This window comes from Streptomyces sp. C (assembly GCF_000158895.1).
In the GTDB taxonomy this organism is placed as follows: domain Bacteria; phylum Actinomycetota; class Actinomycetes; order Streptomycetales; family Streptomycetaceae; genus Streptomyces; species Streptomyces racemochromogenes.
The window spans coordinates 5,787,399-5,799,596 of record NZ_GG657750.1; the positions used below are offsets into that span (position 1 = coordinate 5,787,399).

General features: G+C 74.2%; 11 protein-coding genes and 1 pseudogene. 8 read left to right on the forward strand and 4 right to left on the reverse strand.

The genetic code is table 11. From position 1 onward, the window contains the following. A pseudogene (locus tag SSNG_RS26235) lies at positions 1 to 3,183 on the reverse strand (DEAD/DEAH box helicase); the annotation flags it as partial. Positions 3,184 to 3,264: 81 nt separating this feature from the next. Here SSNG_RS26235 and SSNG_RS26240 point away from each other — a divergent pair. From SSNG_RS26240 to SSNG_RS26250, 3 genes are all read left to right on the forward strand, one after another. After that, positions 3,265 to 4,104: an AraC family transcriptional regulator gene (locus SSNG_RS26240; protein WP_007266942.1), complete on the forward strand. Its 840-nt coding sequence runs from the start codon at positions 3,265 to 3,267 to the stop codon at positions 4,102 to 4,104. Between the two features lie 400 nt (positions 4,105 to 4,504). Beyond that, positions 4,505 to 5,245, forward strand: a complete 741-nt coding sequence (locus SSNG_RS26245) for an AzlC family ABC transporter permease (RefSeq protein ID WP_042801957.1) — start codon at positions 4,505 to 4,507, stop codon at positions 5,243 to 5,245. Then, positions 5,242 to 5,550, forward strand: a complete 309-nt coding sequence (locus SSNG_RS26250; protein WP_042801959.1) for an AzlD domain-containing protein — start codon at positions 5,242 to 5,244, stop codon at positions 5,548 to 5,550. The genes SSNG_RS26245 and SSNG_RS26250 overlap by 4 nt, the downstream gene beginning before the upstream one ends. On the opposite strand, the gene SSNG_RS26255 is transcribed toward SSNG_RS26250, so the two are convergent. Beyond that, complete coding sequence (locus SSNG_RS26255; RefSeq protein WP_050779733.1) at positions 5,519 to 6,559, reverse strand: hypothetical protein; 1,041 nt, start codon at positions 6,557 to 6,559, stop codon at positions 5,519 to 5,521. The genes SSNG_RS26250 and SSNG_RS26255 overlap by 32 nt on opposite strands. An 81-nt stretch (positions 6,560 to 6,640) precedes the next feature. On the opposite strand from SSNG_RS26255, the gene SSNG_RS26260 reads away from it, so the two are divergent. Together SSNG_RS26260 and SSNG_RS26265 are read left to right on the forward strand one after the other, a co-directional pair. Continuing rightward, positions 6,641 to 6,835, forward strand: a complete 195-nt coding sequence (locus tag SSNG_RS26260; protein WP_007266946.1) for a DUF3046 domain-containing protein — start codon at positions 6,641 to 6,643, stop codon at positions 6,833 to 6,835. Positions 6,836 to 6,972: 137 nt separating this feature from the next. Beyond that, complete coding sequence (locus SSNG_RS26265) at positions 6,973 to 8,253, forward strand: AI-2E family transporter (RefSeq protein ID WP_007266947.1); 1,281 nt, start codon at positions 6,973 to 6,975, stop codon at positions 8,251 to 8,253. On the opposite strand, the gene SSNG_RS26270 is transcribed toward SSNG_RS26265, so the two are convergent. Then, positions 8,207 to 8,962, reverse strand: a complete 756-nt coding sequence (locus SSNG_RS26270) for a Clp protease N-terminal domain-containing protein (protein ID WP_007266948.1) — start codon at positions 8,960 to 8,962, stop codon at positions 8,207 to 8,209. The genes SSNG_RS26265 and SSNG_RS26270 overlap by 47 nt on opposite strands. Positions 8,963 to 9,071: 109 nt before the next feature. Between SSNG_RS26270 and SSNG_RS26275 the strand changes: the two genes are divergently transcribed. Then, positions 9,072 to 9,635: an HPP family protein gene (locus SSNG_RS26275; protein ID WP_007266949.1), complete on the forward strand. Its 564-nt coding sequence runs from the start codon at positions 9,072 to 9,074 to the stop codon at positions 9,633 to 9,635. A 73-nt stretch (positions 9,636 to 9,708) separates the two neighbouring features. Here the strand turns inward: SSNG_RS26275 and SSNG_RS26280 are convergent, their stop codons facing one another. Further along, on the reverse strand, positions 9,709 to 10,134 hold the full coding sequence (locus SSNG_RS26280) for a hypothetical protein (RefSeq protein ID WP_050779734.1): 426 nt from the start codon (positions 10,132 to 10,134) through the stop codon (positions 9,709 to 9,711). Positions 10,135 to 10,431: 297 nt separating this feature from the next. On the opposite strand from SSNG_RS26280, the gene SSNG_RS26285 reads away from it, so the two are divergent. Continuing rightward, positions 10,432 to 11,268, forward strand: coding sequence for a serine protease (locus SSNG_RS26285; protein WP_007266951.1), 837 nt, complete (start codon positions 10,432 to 10,434; stop codon positions 11,266 to 11,268). A gap of 567 nt (positions 11,269 to 11,835) precedes the next feature. Then, positions 11,836 to 12,198: ATPase domain-containing protein (locus SSNG_RS26290; RefSeq protein ID WP_007266953.1), on the forward strand; the 363-nt coding region annotated here is incomplete at its 3' end.

Below are 12,198 nucleotides of genomic sequence, written 5' to 3' on the forward strand. Positions count from 1 at the left end.
GCGCGCCCTCCGTCACCGCCGCGCCCAGACCAGACGGGTAGGGCCGCCCCGTGGTGAACGGCCCGTGGGTGCGCGCGTAGGGGACAGAAGATCGCCGAGCGGGTCCTTGACCGGCTCGGTGAACGCCTCCGGCACCCCGACCGGCAGCGCCGTGCCCAGCGCGTCCCGCAGCCGACCCGCGTCCTCGATCGCCGCCCAGTGGTCCGCGCCGCCGATCCGTACCCGGATCGCCCGCCGGGCCGCCTCCAGCCCCCGCGCCCAGGCCGGCTCGGCGCCGCGCGCGGCCAGCTCGGCGTCCGTCAGCGGGCCCAGCAGCCGCAGCAGGTCCGCCACCGACTCGGCGTCCTTGGCGCGCCGGTCCTCCGTCAGCCACTGGAGCTCCCGCTCCAGCTCCTCCAGCACCTCCGCGTCGAGCAGCTCCCGCAGCTCCGCCTGGCCCAGCAGCTCGGCCAGCATCCGGGAGTCCAGCGACAGCGCCGCCGCCCGCCGCTCGGCCAGCGGCGAGTCCCCCTCGTACAGGAACTGCGCGACGTACCCGAAGAGGAGGGAACGGGCGAACGGCGAGGGCTCCGGGGTGGTGACCTCGACCAGCCGGACCCGGCGCGCCTCGATGTCCCCCATCAGCTCGGTCAGCCCCGGTACGTCGAACACGTCCTGGAGACACTCGCGCACGGCTTCCAGCACGATCGGGAAGGAGCCGAACTCCGAGGCCACCTGGAGCAGTTGCGAGGCGCGTTGGCGCTGCTGCCACAGCGGGGTGCGCTTGCCCGGACTGCGGCGGGGCAGCAGCAGGGCGCGCGCCGCGCACTCGCGGAACCGGGAGGCGAACAGGGCCGAGCCGCCGACCTGGTCGGTGACGATCCCCGAGACCTCGCCCTGGTCGAAGGCCACGTCGGCCGCGCCCAGCGGGGCCTGTTCGTCGTCGAACTCGAACGGCGCCGGCCGCGCGGGGTCGTGGTCGAGGAGGTCCATGGAGAGCAGGTCGGCGTCGGGCAGGCGGAGCACGATCCCGTCGTCGGCGTGCATCACCTGGGCGTCCATGCCGTACTTCTCGGCGAGGCGGGCGCTCAGCGCCAGCGCCCACGGGGCGTGCACCTGGGCGCCGAAGGGGGAGTGGACGACGACCCGCCAGTCGCCGAGCTCGTCCCGGAACCGCTCGACCAGGATGGTCCGGTCGTCCGGCACGTGCCCGCAGGCCTCCCGCTGCTCCGCCAGGTAGGCGAGCACGTTGTCGGCGGCCCAGCCGTCCAGGCCCGCCGCCAGCAGCCGCAGCCGGGCGTCCTCGTCGGAGAGCGCGCCCAGCTCCCGCAGGAACGCGCCGACCGCGCGGCCCAGTTCCAGGGGGCGGCCCAGCTGGTCGCCCTTCCAGAACGGCAGCCGGCCCGGCACGCCGGGGGCGGGGGTGACCAGGACCCGGTCACGGGTGATGTCCTCGATCCGCCAGGAGGTGGTGCCCAGGGTGAACACGTCGCCCACGCGGGACTCGTACACCATCTCCTCGTCCAGCTCGCCGACCCGGCCCCCGCCCTTCTTGGGGTCGGCGCCCGCGAGGAACACCCCGAACAGGCCCCGGTCCGGGATGGTGCCGCCGGAGGTGACCGCCAGGCGCTGCGCACCGGGCCGCCCCGTGATCGTCCCGGCGACCCGGTCCCACACCACGCGCGGTCTGAGCTCGGCGAACGCGTCCGACGGGTACCGGCCCGCCAGCATGTCCAGCACCGAGGTGAACGCCGACTCGGGCAGCGCCGCGAAGGGCGCCGCCCGCCGCACCAGCGCGAGCAGTTCGTCCAGCTGCCAGGTGTCCATGGCGGTCATCGCCACCAGCTGCTGGGCGAGCACGTCCAGCGGATTGGAGGGGATCCGCAGCGACTCGATCGCCCCGGTCCGCATCCGCTCGGTGACCACGGCCGCCTGCACCAGGTCCCCCCGGTACTTGGGGAAGACCACGCCCGTGGAGACGGCGCCCACCTGGTGACCGGCACGGCCCACCCGCTGGAGCCCCGACGCCACCGACGGCGGCGACTCCACCTGCACCACCAGGTCCACCGCGCCCATGTCGATGCCCAGCTCCAGGCTGGACGTGGCGACCACGGCGGGCAGCCGGCCCGCCTTCAGGTCCTCCTCGACCAGTGCCCGCTGCTCCTTGGACACCGAACCGTGGTGCGCGCGGGCCAGCAGCGGTGCGGCGCCCAGGGCGGCACCCGACTGGGCCATGATCTCCGCCGGGGGCGGGGCGCCCTCGACGAGGGGCTCGCCCGTGGCCCGCTCGTGGGCGATCTCGTTGAGCCGGTTGCACAGCCGCTCCGCGAGACGGCGGGAGTTGGCGAACACGATCGTGGAGCGGTGGGCCTGCACCAGGTCCGCGATGCGCTCCTCCACATGGGGCCAGATCGACGGCTTGTCGCCGCCCTCCCGGCCCTCGGTCGCCGGCGAGCCCCCCAATTCGCCCATGTCCTCGACCGGGACGACCACCGACAGGTCGAACTCCTTGGCCGAGGGCGGCTGCACGATCTCCACCCGGCCGCGCGGCGCCAGGAAGCGGGCCACCTCCTCCACCGGCCGGACCGTCGCCGACAGCCCGATCCGCCGGGCCGGACGCGGCAGCAGCTCGTCCAGCCGCTCCAGGGACAGCGCCAGATGGGCGCCGCGCTTGGTCCCGGCGACCGCGTGCACCTCGTCCAGGATCACCGTCTCCACCCCCGACAGCGCATCCCGCGCGGCGGAGGTCAGCATCAGGAACAGCGACTCCGGCGTGGTGATCAGGATGTCCGGCGGGCGCGTCGCCAGCGCCCGGCGCTCGGCGGCCGGGGTGTCGCCCGAGCGGATCCCCACCCGGATGTCCGGCTCGGGCAGCCCCAGCCGGGCCGACTCCTGCCGGATCCCCGTCAGCGGACTCCGCAGGTTGCGCTCCACGTCCACGGCGAGGGCCTTCAGCGGCGACACGTACAGCACCCGGCACCGCTTGCGCGCCTCGGCCGGCGGCGGCTGCGAGGCGAGCCGGTCCAGGGCGGCGAGGAAGGCGGCCAGGGTCTTGCCGGAACCCGTCGGCGCCACCACCAGCACGTCCGAGCCCTCCCCGATGGCCCGCCAGGCGCCCTCCTGCGCGGAGGTGGGCGTACGGAAGGCCCCCGTGAACCACGAACGGGTCGCGGGGGAGAACGATTCGAGCGCAGCGCCTGCCATGCCCCCATCGTGCACCCCGCCTCTGACAACGGGGCCCGACCTGGGCGAACGCCCCGCCGGGCCGGGGCGCAGAATGAGGACATGGGGAAGGACGACGGGCGCGGGCGCGGCGAATGGGCACGGCACTGGCAGTACGGGCAACTGCCCGGCCTGGACCTGCTGCGGGCCCACTACGTGCGCCACACCTTCCCGCGCCACGCCCACGACGGGTACGTCATCGCCGCCGTCACCGGCGGCATCGAGGAGGTCGGCCTGCCCGGCGGCACCGTACGGGCCGGGCCGGGCAGCGTGGTGCTGATCAACCCGGAGGTCGCGCACACCGCCCGCGCCGGGGTTCCCGAGGGATGGGCGTACGCCACCCTCTACTCCCCGCGCGAGCTGATCGCCGAGGTCGCCGCCGAGATCGCCACCCCGCGCGGCACCCCCGGCTTCACTGCGGACATGGTCGCCGACGCGCAGGGCGCACGGGCCATCACCGAGGTCCACCGGGCCGCCGAGGCCGGGAACGCGCTGGCCGCCGACACCCTGCTGCGGGGCGTGGTGGCCCGGATGCTCAGCCGGCACGCGGGCCCGCTGCCCGCCCGCCCCGTGCGCGGCGCGGGTGCCGCCGACGCCGAGCGGGCCCGGGCCCTGCTGGAGGAGCGGATGGCCGGGCCGCCCTCGCTGGAGCAGCTCGCGGCCGAGCTCGGCACCAGCCCGTTCGCGCTGCTGCGCGCCTTCCGGGAGCGGTACGGGATGCCCCCGCACACCTGGCTGACGGACGCCCGCGTCCGCAGGGCGCGCCGCCTGCTCGACGCGGGGATCCCGCCCGCCGAGGCCGCCGTCACCGTCGGCTTCACCGACCAGCCGCACCTGAACCGGCACTTCACCCGCATCGTCGGAGTCCCGCCGGGCGCCTACCGCAGGGAGCGCGCCGGTTAGGCTCCCGCCCACCGCCCGGGGACTGCGGGAGCCGTACGACACGCGGGTGCGGGGCCCGGTGCCCGGCCCGCCGCCGGCCGGAGGCCTTCGCCTGGCGGCGCGAGGGCGCCCGCCGGAAGGTCCACGGCCACGACCCGGCGGGCCTGGCCGAGGAAGTGGAGGCGGCCGGGTCCGAGCCCGGCCCCGGGCGGTCGGTCCTGGCCGCCGCCTTCGACGGGCTCGCCCCGCCCCAGGGGCCCTCCCGCCGACGTGCGCGGGGTCCGAGCCGACCCGGCTCCTGGGGGAGCCGCTGCGCCGGCGGGACGAACCGGAGGCGCGGCGGCCACCGCCGGAGCGCGCAAGAACGTACAAGACCCGGCCGGTCCTCCCCGCCTACGTTCGGGGCGTGGGAGAACATCAGATGGTGATACAAGAGGCCTCCGGAGGTGTCCCCGGCGGCGCCCCCGGCACGGTCGACGGCCGGCCGCGGGCCGCCGTCGTACGGGATTCGCTCGGGGTCGGCGTGGCCGTCGGCCTGTCGGGGTTCGCGTTCGGCGTGACCGCGGCCGGGGCCGGGATCAGCGTGCTCCAGGCCTGTGTGCTGAGCCTCCTCGTCTTCACCGGCGCCTCGCAGTTCGCGCTGGTCGGAGCACTCGCGGCGGGCGGGAACCCGTTCACCGCCGCCGCCGGGGCCTTCTTCCTCGGCACCCGCAACGCCTTCTACGGGCTGCGGCTGTCCCAGCTGCTGGCCCTGCCGAAGGCCGTACGGCCCCTCGCCGCGCACTGGGTCATCGACGAGACCACCGCCGTGGCCCTGGCCCAGCCCGACCGCAGGTCGGCCCGGCTCGGCTTCACCGTGACCGGGCTCGCCCTCTACGTGCTGTGGAACCTCACCACCCTGCTGGGCGCGCTCGGCGCCGAGGCCATCGGCGACACCGCCGCCTGGGGGCTGGACGCCGCCGGACCGGCCGTGTTCCTCGCCCTCCTCGCGCCGATGCTCAAGAGCACCACCGAGCGGGCCGTCGCCGGCCTCGCCCTGGTGCTGGGGCTGGGCTTCCTGCCGGTGCTGCCGGCCGGGGTGCCCGTACTGATCGCCGCCCTGGCCGCGCCCGCGGTGCTGTGGCTGAAGGGCCGCCGATCGCCCGAGGGAGAGCGCTCGTGAACGTCTGGATCGCCATCGGACTCACCGTCGTCGGCTGCTACGCCGTCAAGCTCGCCGGCCTCCTCGTGCCCGCCGGGGCCCTGGAACGCCCCGTCGTGCGCCGGCTCTCCGCCCTGCTGCCCGTCGCCCTGCTCGCCGCGCTCACCGCCCAGCAGACCTTCAGCACCGGCCACGAGCTGGTCCTCGACGCCCGCGCCGCGGGGCTCGCCGCCGCCGGGGTCGCGCTGCTGCTGCGCGCCCCGTTCCTGCTGGTCGTCGGCGCCGCAGTGGTCGTCACCGCGGGCGTCCGGGCCCTGGGAGGCTGACCCCGGCGGCCCCGGCCGGGGCCCCGATCGGGCGCCCGTACGCCCGCAGGGTCAGCAGGGCCTCCAGGGTGGCGATCGGCCGCCGCTCCAGCGAGCTGCCCGGTGCCCAGGCCCGGCGGTGCACCGGCCAGCCGCCGTCGGGCTGCTGCTCCGCCGCGAGGAAGTCCAGCGAGCGCCGCATCTCCTCGTCGGTGAACCAGCCGCGGGCCAGCGACTCCGGCCGCCGCGCGTAGTCGTACGGGAACAGCTGCTCGCCCGGGGCATAGCCCGGGGAGACCGGGTACTCCGCGCGCCGGTCCGGTTCGAGCACCGCCAGCCGCCGCTCGCGCACCAGCCGGCCCAGCCGGTCCGCGGCCGCCGCGGCGCGGCCCCGGTCGGGGGCGCCGTCGAGGAAGGCCACCGCGCTCTGGACCTCGTAGGGATGGGTCTGGCGCAGGGTCTCGACGCGCTCCCAGCAGAAGTCCGTGGCCCGGAACAGCCAAGCGTGCCAGATCCGGTTGCGGTGCAGGATCCCGACGACGGGGCCCGTGGTCAGCAGCGTCCCCGGCGGGTCGTCGCACACCGGGTGGTACGGGGCGGCGGGGTAGTCCCGCGGGCCGGCCAGGACCAGCGGGAGCGCGCCCTCCGGGGTGGAGACCCGGGTCAGGTGGCGGCAGAGCCGCTCGATGCGCTGCCCGGAGCACCGGCCGAGGGCGTCGAGGATCCGCAGGGCGTGCGCGGTGTGCAGGGGCTGGCTCAGCGGGCCGCGCAGGTCGGGGTCGAGCGCGTGCCCGTAGCCGCCGTCGTCGCCGAGGTAGGAGCCGAGGGCGGCGTCGACCGGGTCGGGATCCCCGCCGAGGAAGTGGAACGCGAACCGCCGCTGCTCCAGCACCCGGGCCGTGAGCCAGGTGAACCGCTCGGCGCGGGCCAGCGGGCCGGCCGCGGGGGTGGAGGGGGCGGAGGTGGCGGTCGGGGCCGCCGGGCTCTGTGGGGCCGGTGGGGCCGGGGCGGGAGCTTCGTCTCCAGGCATGCGTGACACCGTAGGGCGCGTGCACGGGGGCGCACGGGAGCAACGGGGCGGGTGCACTCTCCGGAGCGGGATACTGGTGGCATGCGGTTGACGATTTTCTGGGAGCGGATGGCCGAGCACTTCGGCGCGGGCTACGCGGACTCCTTCGCCCGGGACCACGTGATGACCGAACTGGGCGGACGCACCGTCCAGCAGGCGTTGGACGAGGGCTGGGAGACCAAGGACGTGTGGCGCGCAGTGTGTTCGGCGATGGACGTGCCGGCCTCGCTGCGCTGAGGTGCCGCTGAGGTGCCGCTGAGGTGCCCCCGCCGCGCCGGCGCGGTCCCGGACCGGTGCGCGGCGGCGCTCCGCGGGCCGGCCGGGTAGCTGTGTGGCTTCGTGGTCCGGGCGGCGGTTGGGACAGACTGGACGGCGTGGCAGCAACAGACGAGACGAACGGCCGGACGACGGGCGCGACGGCCGGTGAACCGACCGGCCAGACCGGCCAGACCGGCCAGACCGGCCCGGCGGCCGAGACCGCGGACGGCGCCCCCGAGGCCGCCCCCGCGGGTGCGGGCGCCGTTCCGCCCGGGACCGCCCCCGCCGCCGGGGGAGAGGCGCGGATGCCGCGCTGGCTGCCGCGCGCGGTGGTCCTCGTACTGGGCCTGGTGGCCTGCTTCCAACTCGGCAGCTGGGCCTTCCACCAGCTGATCGGGCTGCTGGTCAACATCCTGATCGCGTTCTTCCTCGCGCTCGCCATCGAACCGGCCGTGGCCAGGATGGCGGCCCGCGGCATGCGCCGCGGGCTCGCCACCTTCCTGGTCTTCCTGGGCGTGTTCGTCGCGGGCGCGGGCTTCCTCGCGATGCTCGGTTCGATGCTCGCCGGGCAGATCATCGACATGGTCGAGGGCTTCCCGGGGTACCTCGACTCGGTGATCGACTCGATCAACCGGACCTTCCACACCGACTTCTCCCGGCTGGAGATCCAGGACAGCCTGCTGCGCTCGCAGTGGCTCCAGAAGTACGTGCAGAACAGCGCGAGCGGTGTGCTCGACGTGTCCGCCACCGTCCTCGGCGGGCTCTTCAAGCTCCTGACGATCTTCCTGTTCTCCTTCTACTTCGCCGCCGACGGGCCCAGGCTGCGGCGCGCACTGTGCTCCGTGCTGCCGCCCGCCAAGCAGCGCGAGGTGCTCCGGGCCTGGGAGATCGCCGTGGCGAAGACCGGCGGCTACCTGTACTCGCGCGGGCTGATGGCGCTGATCTCCGGCCTCGCGCACTACGTCCTGTTCGTGCTGCTGGACGTGGCGTACGCGCCGGCCCTCGCCGTGTGGGTGGGGCTGGTCTCCCAGTTCATCCCCACCATCGGCACCTACCTGGCGGGCGCACTGCCGATGCTGATCGCCTTCGCCGCCGATCCCTGGTACGCGCTGTACGTCCTCGGGTTCGTGGTGATCTACCAGCAGTTCGAGAACTACGTCCTGCAGCCGAAGCTGACCTCCAGGACCGTGGACATCCACCCGGCGGTGGCCTTCGGATCGGTCATCGCGGGTACCGCCCTGCTGGGCGCGGTCGGGGCGCTCATCGCGATCCCGGCCGTCGCCACCCTGCAGGCCTTCCTCGGCGCGTACGTGAAGCGGTACGAGCTGACGGGTGCGGCGGCCGGCGAGGCTACTGCGCCGCGTCGCCGCCGAGTACGGCTGCGAGGGCTTCGGTGACGGTCGCCTCGGCGGCCGCCTTGCCGAGGCCGGCGGCGCTGAGCGGACCCTCGCCGTTCTCCTGCTCCAGGAGCGCGAGCAGGATGTGCTCCGTGCCGACGTAGCCGTGGCCCAGGCGCAGGGCCTCGCGGAAGGTGAGCTCCAGGACCTTCTTGGCGTTCGCGTCGAAGGGGACGAGCGCGGGGAGCTCCTCCTGCGCCGGGGGCAGGGTGGCCGTCGCGGCGGAGCGCAGCTCGTCCGGGGCGACGCCCCGGGAGGTGAAGACGTGCGCGGCCAGGCCCTCGGTCTCGCCGAGCAGGCCGAGCAGCAGGTGCTCGGTGCGGATCTCGGCGTTCCCGGCGGCGCGGGCCTCGTTCTGCGCGGAGATGACCACGTTGCGGGCGCGGGGGGTGAAGCGGCCGAAGCCCGCGTTCGGGTCGAGGCCGGGGTCTCCGTCCTTGTCCGCCTTGGGGACGAAGCGCTTCTGGGCCGCCTGGCGGGTGACGCCCATGCTGCGGCCGATGTCGGTCCAGGAGGCGCCGGAGCGGCGGGCCTGGTCCACGAAGTGGCCGATGAGGTGGTCGGCCACGTCGCCGAGGTGTTCGGCGGCCACGACGGCGTCGCTGAGCTGCTCGAGGGTGTCGGAGTGGACCTTCTTGATGGCCTCGATCAGGTCGTCGAGGCGTACCGGATTGGTGATGCGAACGGGTTCCACCGAAGGGTTCGTCATGAATGCAACCCTAGGTTGACAGTCCGGGGGTGTCAACCGCCGGTTGTCACTCGGTGGTCGTTGTGCGCGTATAGGGCCGTGATGCGGAAGGTGCGTAGACCTGGCCCCCATGAGTGTGGACACGAGTGACACGCGTGCGGACCGTGCCGCGAAGGCGGCCGCCCGCGCCCGCCCGGCCCTCCCGAACGTGCTGGCCGGGCGCGCCCCGGCGCCCGCCCGGGCCACCGCCCTGCACAGCGGCGGGGTCGCGGCGGCCGCGCTGCTGGCGCTCGTCGGCATCGGTGCGCTCCTGCGCGAGCCGGTGCTGATCCCGCCGATCGCGGCGAGTGCGGCGATCGTCTACGGCGTGCCCGCGCTGCCGCTGGCCCAGCCGCGCAGCGTCGTCGCCGGGCACCTGCTGTGTGCGGCGGTGGGCTATCTGGGGCTGGCCCTGCTGGGGGACGCGCCGTGGGTGGCGGCGTTGGGGGCGGGGGTGGCGGTGGGGGCGATGACCCTGGCCCGGACGCCGCATTCGCCGGCGGCCGCGACCACTGTGGTGGTGGTGCTCCAGGCGCCGGATCCGGTGGTGTTCGTACCGCTGCTGGCGGGGGCGGCGCTGCTGCTGGTGCTGGCCGGGATGGCCGCCTCGCGAGCCCGGCGGGGAGCGGTGCGCTACCCCGTGTACTGGTGGTGAGCTGGTGAGCCGAGGGGCCTGGCGGCGGAGGGGGCTGGGGACGGGTCCCCTCCGCCGACCGGGCCGTCAGGCGTCAGGCGGTGGGCTGGTTCTGGCCCGTCAGCAGGCCGAGCAGCTGGTCCATCTCGCCGCGCCAGATGCGGTGCACGTTCATCCGGGTCGGTGCGGCCTGGCCAGGGAGCTGCATGCGGAAGGAGCTCCAGACGGCGTTGCGCTTGACCTCGGTGATGCTGCCGACGGCCTCGGCGGGCGATATCGCGAAGACGATCTCCTGGGGGCGGTTGCTCATCCGGCTCGCCTTGTGGAGCACCACGGCCTGCTCGGTGACGGTGACGAAGTAGTAGGAGAGGAACGCCTGGCCGATGAGGCCGAGCATGCTCATCAACCACACGCTGGGGCCGGCGACGGCCTGGATCGTGACGATGGGCTTGTCGGCGGGGTTGGCCTGGGCGAGGGCTTCTGCCACCTGCTGCTGGATCGTGGCCTTCTTGATGGCCATGGGTCCTCCTGAGCGGAATTTCACGGCCCCCGTCGTCGGGGGCACCGCAGAGTACCGGCCATTCGAGGGGTGTTTCGCGCCAGGCCGGGGCTGTGGCCCAAGCGCCCCGGTATGGGTATCGCCGCCCGCCTCGTGGAGTGTTGGAATGATTGATTCCGGATCATCTCCCGGCCGCGCCGGTGGGGAAGTGTCCAACGGGGGAGGCCCTCTTGTGGGTTGCGTCCGCTGGTTTGAGAATGCGCATGACAACCGGAAGATCTTCGGTCGTCGCATCCGTCACCAGAGGGGACCCCCCACATGAACAAGCCTCTCGCCGCCGTCACGCTCTCCTTACTCCTGACCGGAGTGGCGGCAGCCCCTGCCATGGCCTCGGCGTCGGCCTCGGACACCGCGTCCGCCGTCGCGGTCACGTACGCGGGCACGGTCGCGCTCAGCAACTGCTCCGGCTCCGTCGTCCGCACCCCGAACTCCCAGCCCGGCGACCCCGCACTCGTCCTGTCCAACGGGCACTGCCTGGAGACCGGCTTCCCGGCGGCCGGCGAAGTCCTCGTCAACCGGGCGTCCAGCCGCACGTTCTCCCTGCTCAATGCCTCCGGCTCGAAGGTCGCGACGCTGCGGGCCAGCAAGATCGCGTACGGCACGATGACGGACACGGACGTCTCGCTCTACCAGCTGACCAAGACGTACGCGCAGATCCAGAGCCAGTACGGGATAGCGGCCCTCACCCTCAACGACGCCCACCCGGTGCAGGGTTCGTCCATCAAGGTCGTCTCCGGGTACTGGAAGCGCACCTACAGCTGCAGCGTCGACGGGTTCGCGTACCGCCTCAAGGAGGGCGCCTGGACCTGGAAGGACTCGGTCCGCTACACCTCGTCCTGCAACACCATCGGCGGCACGTCCGGCTCGCCGGTGATCGACACGACGACGGGCAAGGTCGTCGCCGTCAACAACACGGGCAACGAGGACGGCCAGCGCTGCACGGACAACAACCCGTGCGAGGTCGACGAGAGCGGCAACGTGACGGTCCGCCAGGGCATCAACTACGCCCAGCAGACCTACACCCTCGTCCCCTGTATCGGCCCCGGCAACCAGATCGACCTGACCCGCCCCGGCTGCACCCTGCCCAAGCCGTAGCCCCCGCCCGCCGCCGGGGCCCGCACGAGGAGCGGGCCCCGGCGGTGGCCGTTCAGGACCAGCCTGAGGAAGGTGCCGCATCCCCCTTCGGCCGGCGTGAGCGTGCCCCGGGTCGGCGCGGCCTGCGGGCCGCGGATCGGGCCGGGCAGGGGGGCGGTGAGGGGGAACGGCCCGGCCGGCCCGGGAGCCGATCCTCCCGCCACTCGTCGTCCACGGCGTGGGACTCCTCGAACGCCCGGATCTCCGCCTCCGGCACCGGCGGCGCCGGCCGATACCGCTGCGTGTCCGCCCCGAAACGCCCCAGCCCGGGTCCCCCGCCGCCATCTCCCGTCTCCGCGCGCGTACGCCGCGTGCACCCCAGCCGGTCATCCGGCGACCGTGACAGCGGCGCCGCCCCCCGCGCGCAACGGCGCCCGCCGGGGTGGGCGTGGCTCGCTTGACACGGAAATCGAACATCCATTCTGATGGGTTATCCACAGCCGAACCGGGCGTGGGAGCGCATTGTCAGTGGCAGGCGTTAGCGTCAATGGCGTGAAGCGATCGACTCAAGCAAACCGGGTGGAACCCATGGCAGGCACCGACCGCGAGAAGGCTCTCGACGCCGCGCTCGCGCAGATTGAACGGCAATTCGGCAAGGGTGCGGTCATGCGCCTCGGCGACAAGCCGAACGACCCCATCGAGGTCATCCCCACCGGGTCGACCGCGCTGGACATCGCCCTCGGCGTCGGCGGTCTGCCGCGCGGCCGCGTGGTCGAGATCTACGGCCCGGAGTCCTCCGGTAAGACGACCCTGACCCTGCACGCCGTGGCCAACGCGCAGAAGGCCGGCGGCACCGTCGCCTTCGTGGACGCCGAGCACGCCCTCGACCCCGAATACGCCAAGGCCCTCGGCGTCGACACCGACAACCTCATCCTGTCCCAGCCGGACACC

Coding starts and splice junctions, on each gene's coding strand:
- SSNG_RS26240 (WP_007266942.1), top strand. CDS start 3,265: ATGGGGAAGGACGACGGGCGCGGGCGCGGCGAATGGGCACGGCACTGG.
- SSNG_RS26245 (WP_042801957.1), top strand. CDS start 4,505: ATGGTGATACAAGAGGCCTCCGGAGGTGTCCCCGGCGGCGCCCCCGGC.
- SSNG_RS26255 (WP_050779733.1), bottom strand. CDS start 6,559: ATGCCTGGAGACGAAGCTCCCGCCCCGGCCCCACCGGCCCCACAGAGC.
- SSNG_RS26260 (WP_007266946.1), top strand. CDS start 6,641: ATGCGGTTGACGATTTTCTGGGAGCGGATGGCCGAGCACTTCGGCGCG.
- SSNG_RS26270 (WP_007266948.1), bottom strand. CDS start 8,962: ATGACGAACCCTTCGGTGGAACCCGTTCGCATCACCAATCCGGTACGC.
- SSNG_RS26275 (WP_007266949.1), top strand. CDS start 9,072: ATGAGTGTGGACACGAGTGACACGCGTGCGGACCGTGCCGCGAAGGCG.
- SSNG_RS26280 (WP_050779734.1), bottom strand. CDS start 10,134: ATGGCCATCAAGAAGGCCACGATCCAGCAGCAGGTGGCAGAAGCCCTC.
- SSNG_RS26285 (WP_007266951.1), top strand. CDS start 10,432: ATGAACAAGCCTCTCGCCGCCGTCACGCTCTCCTTACTCCTGACCGGA.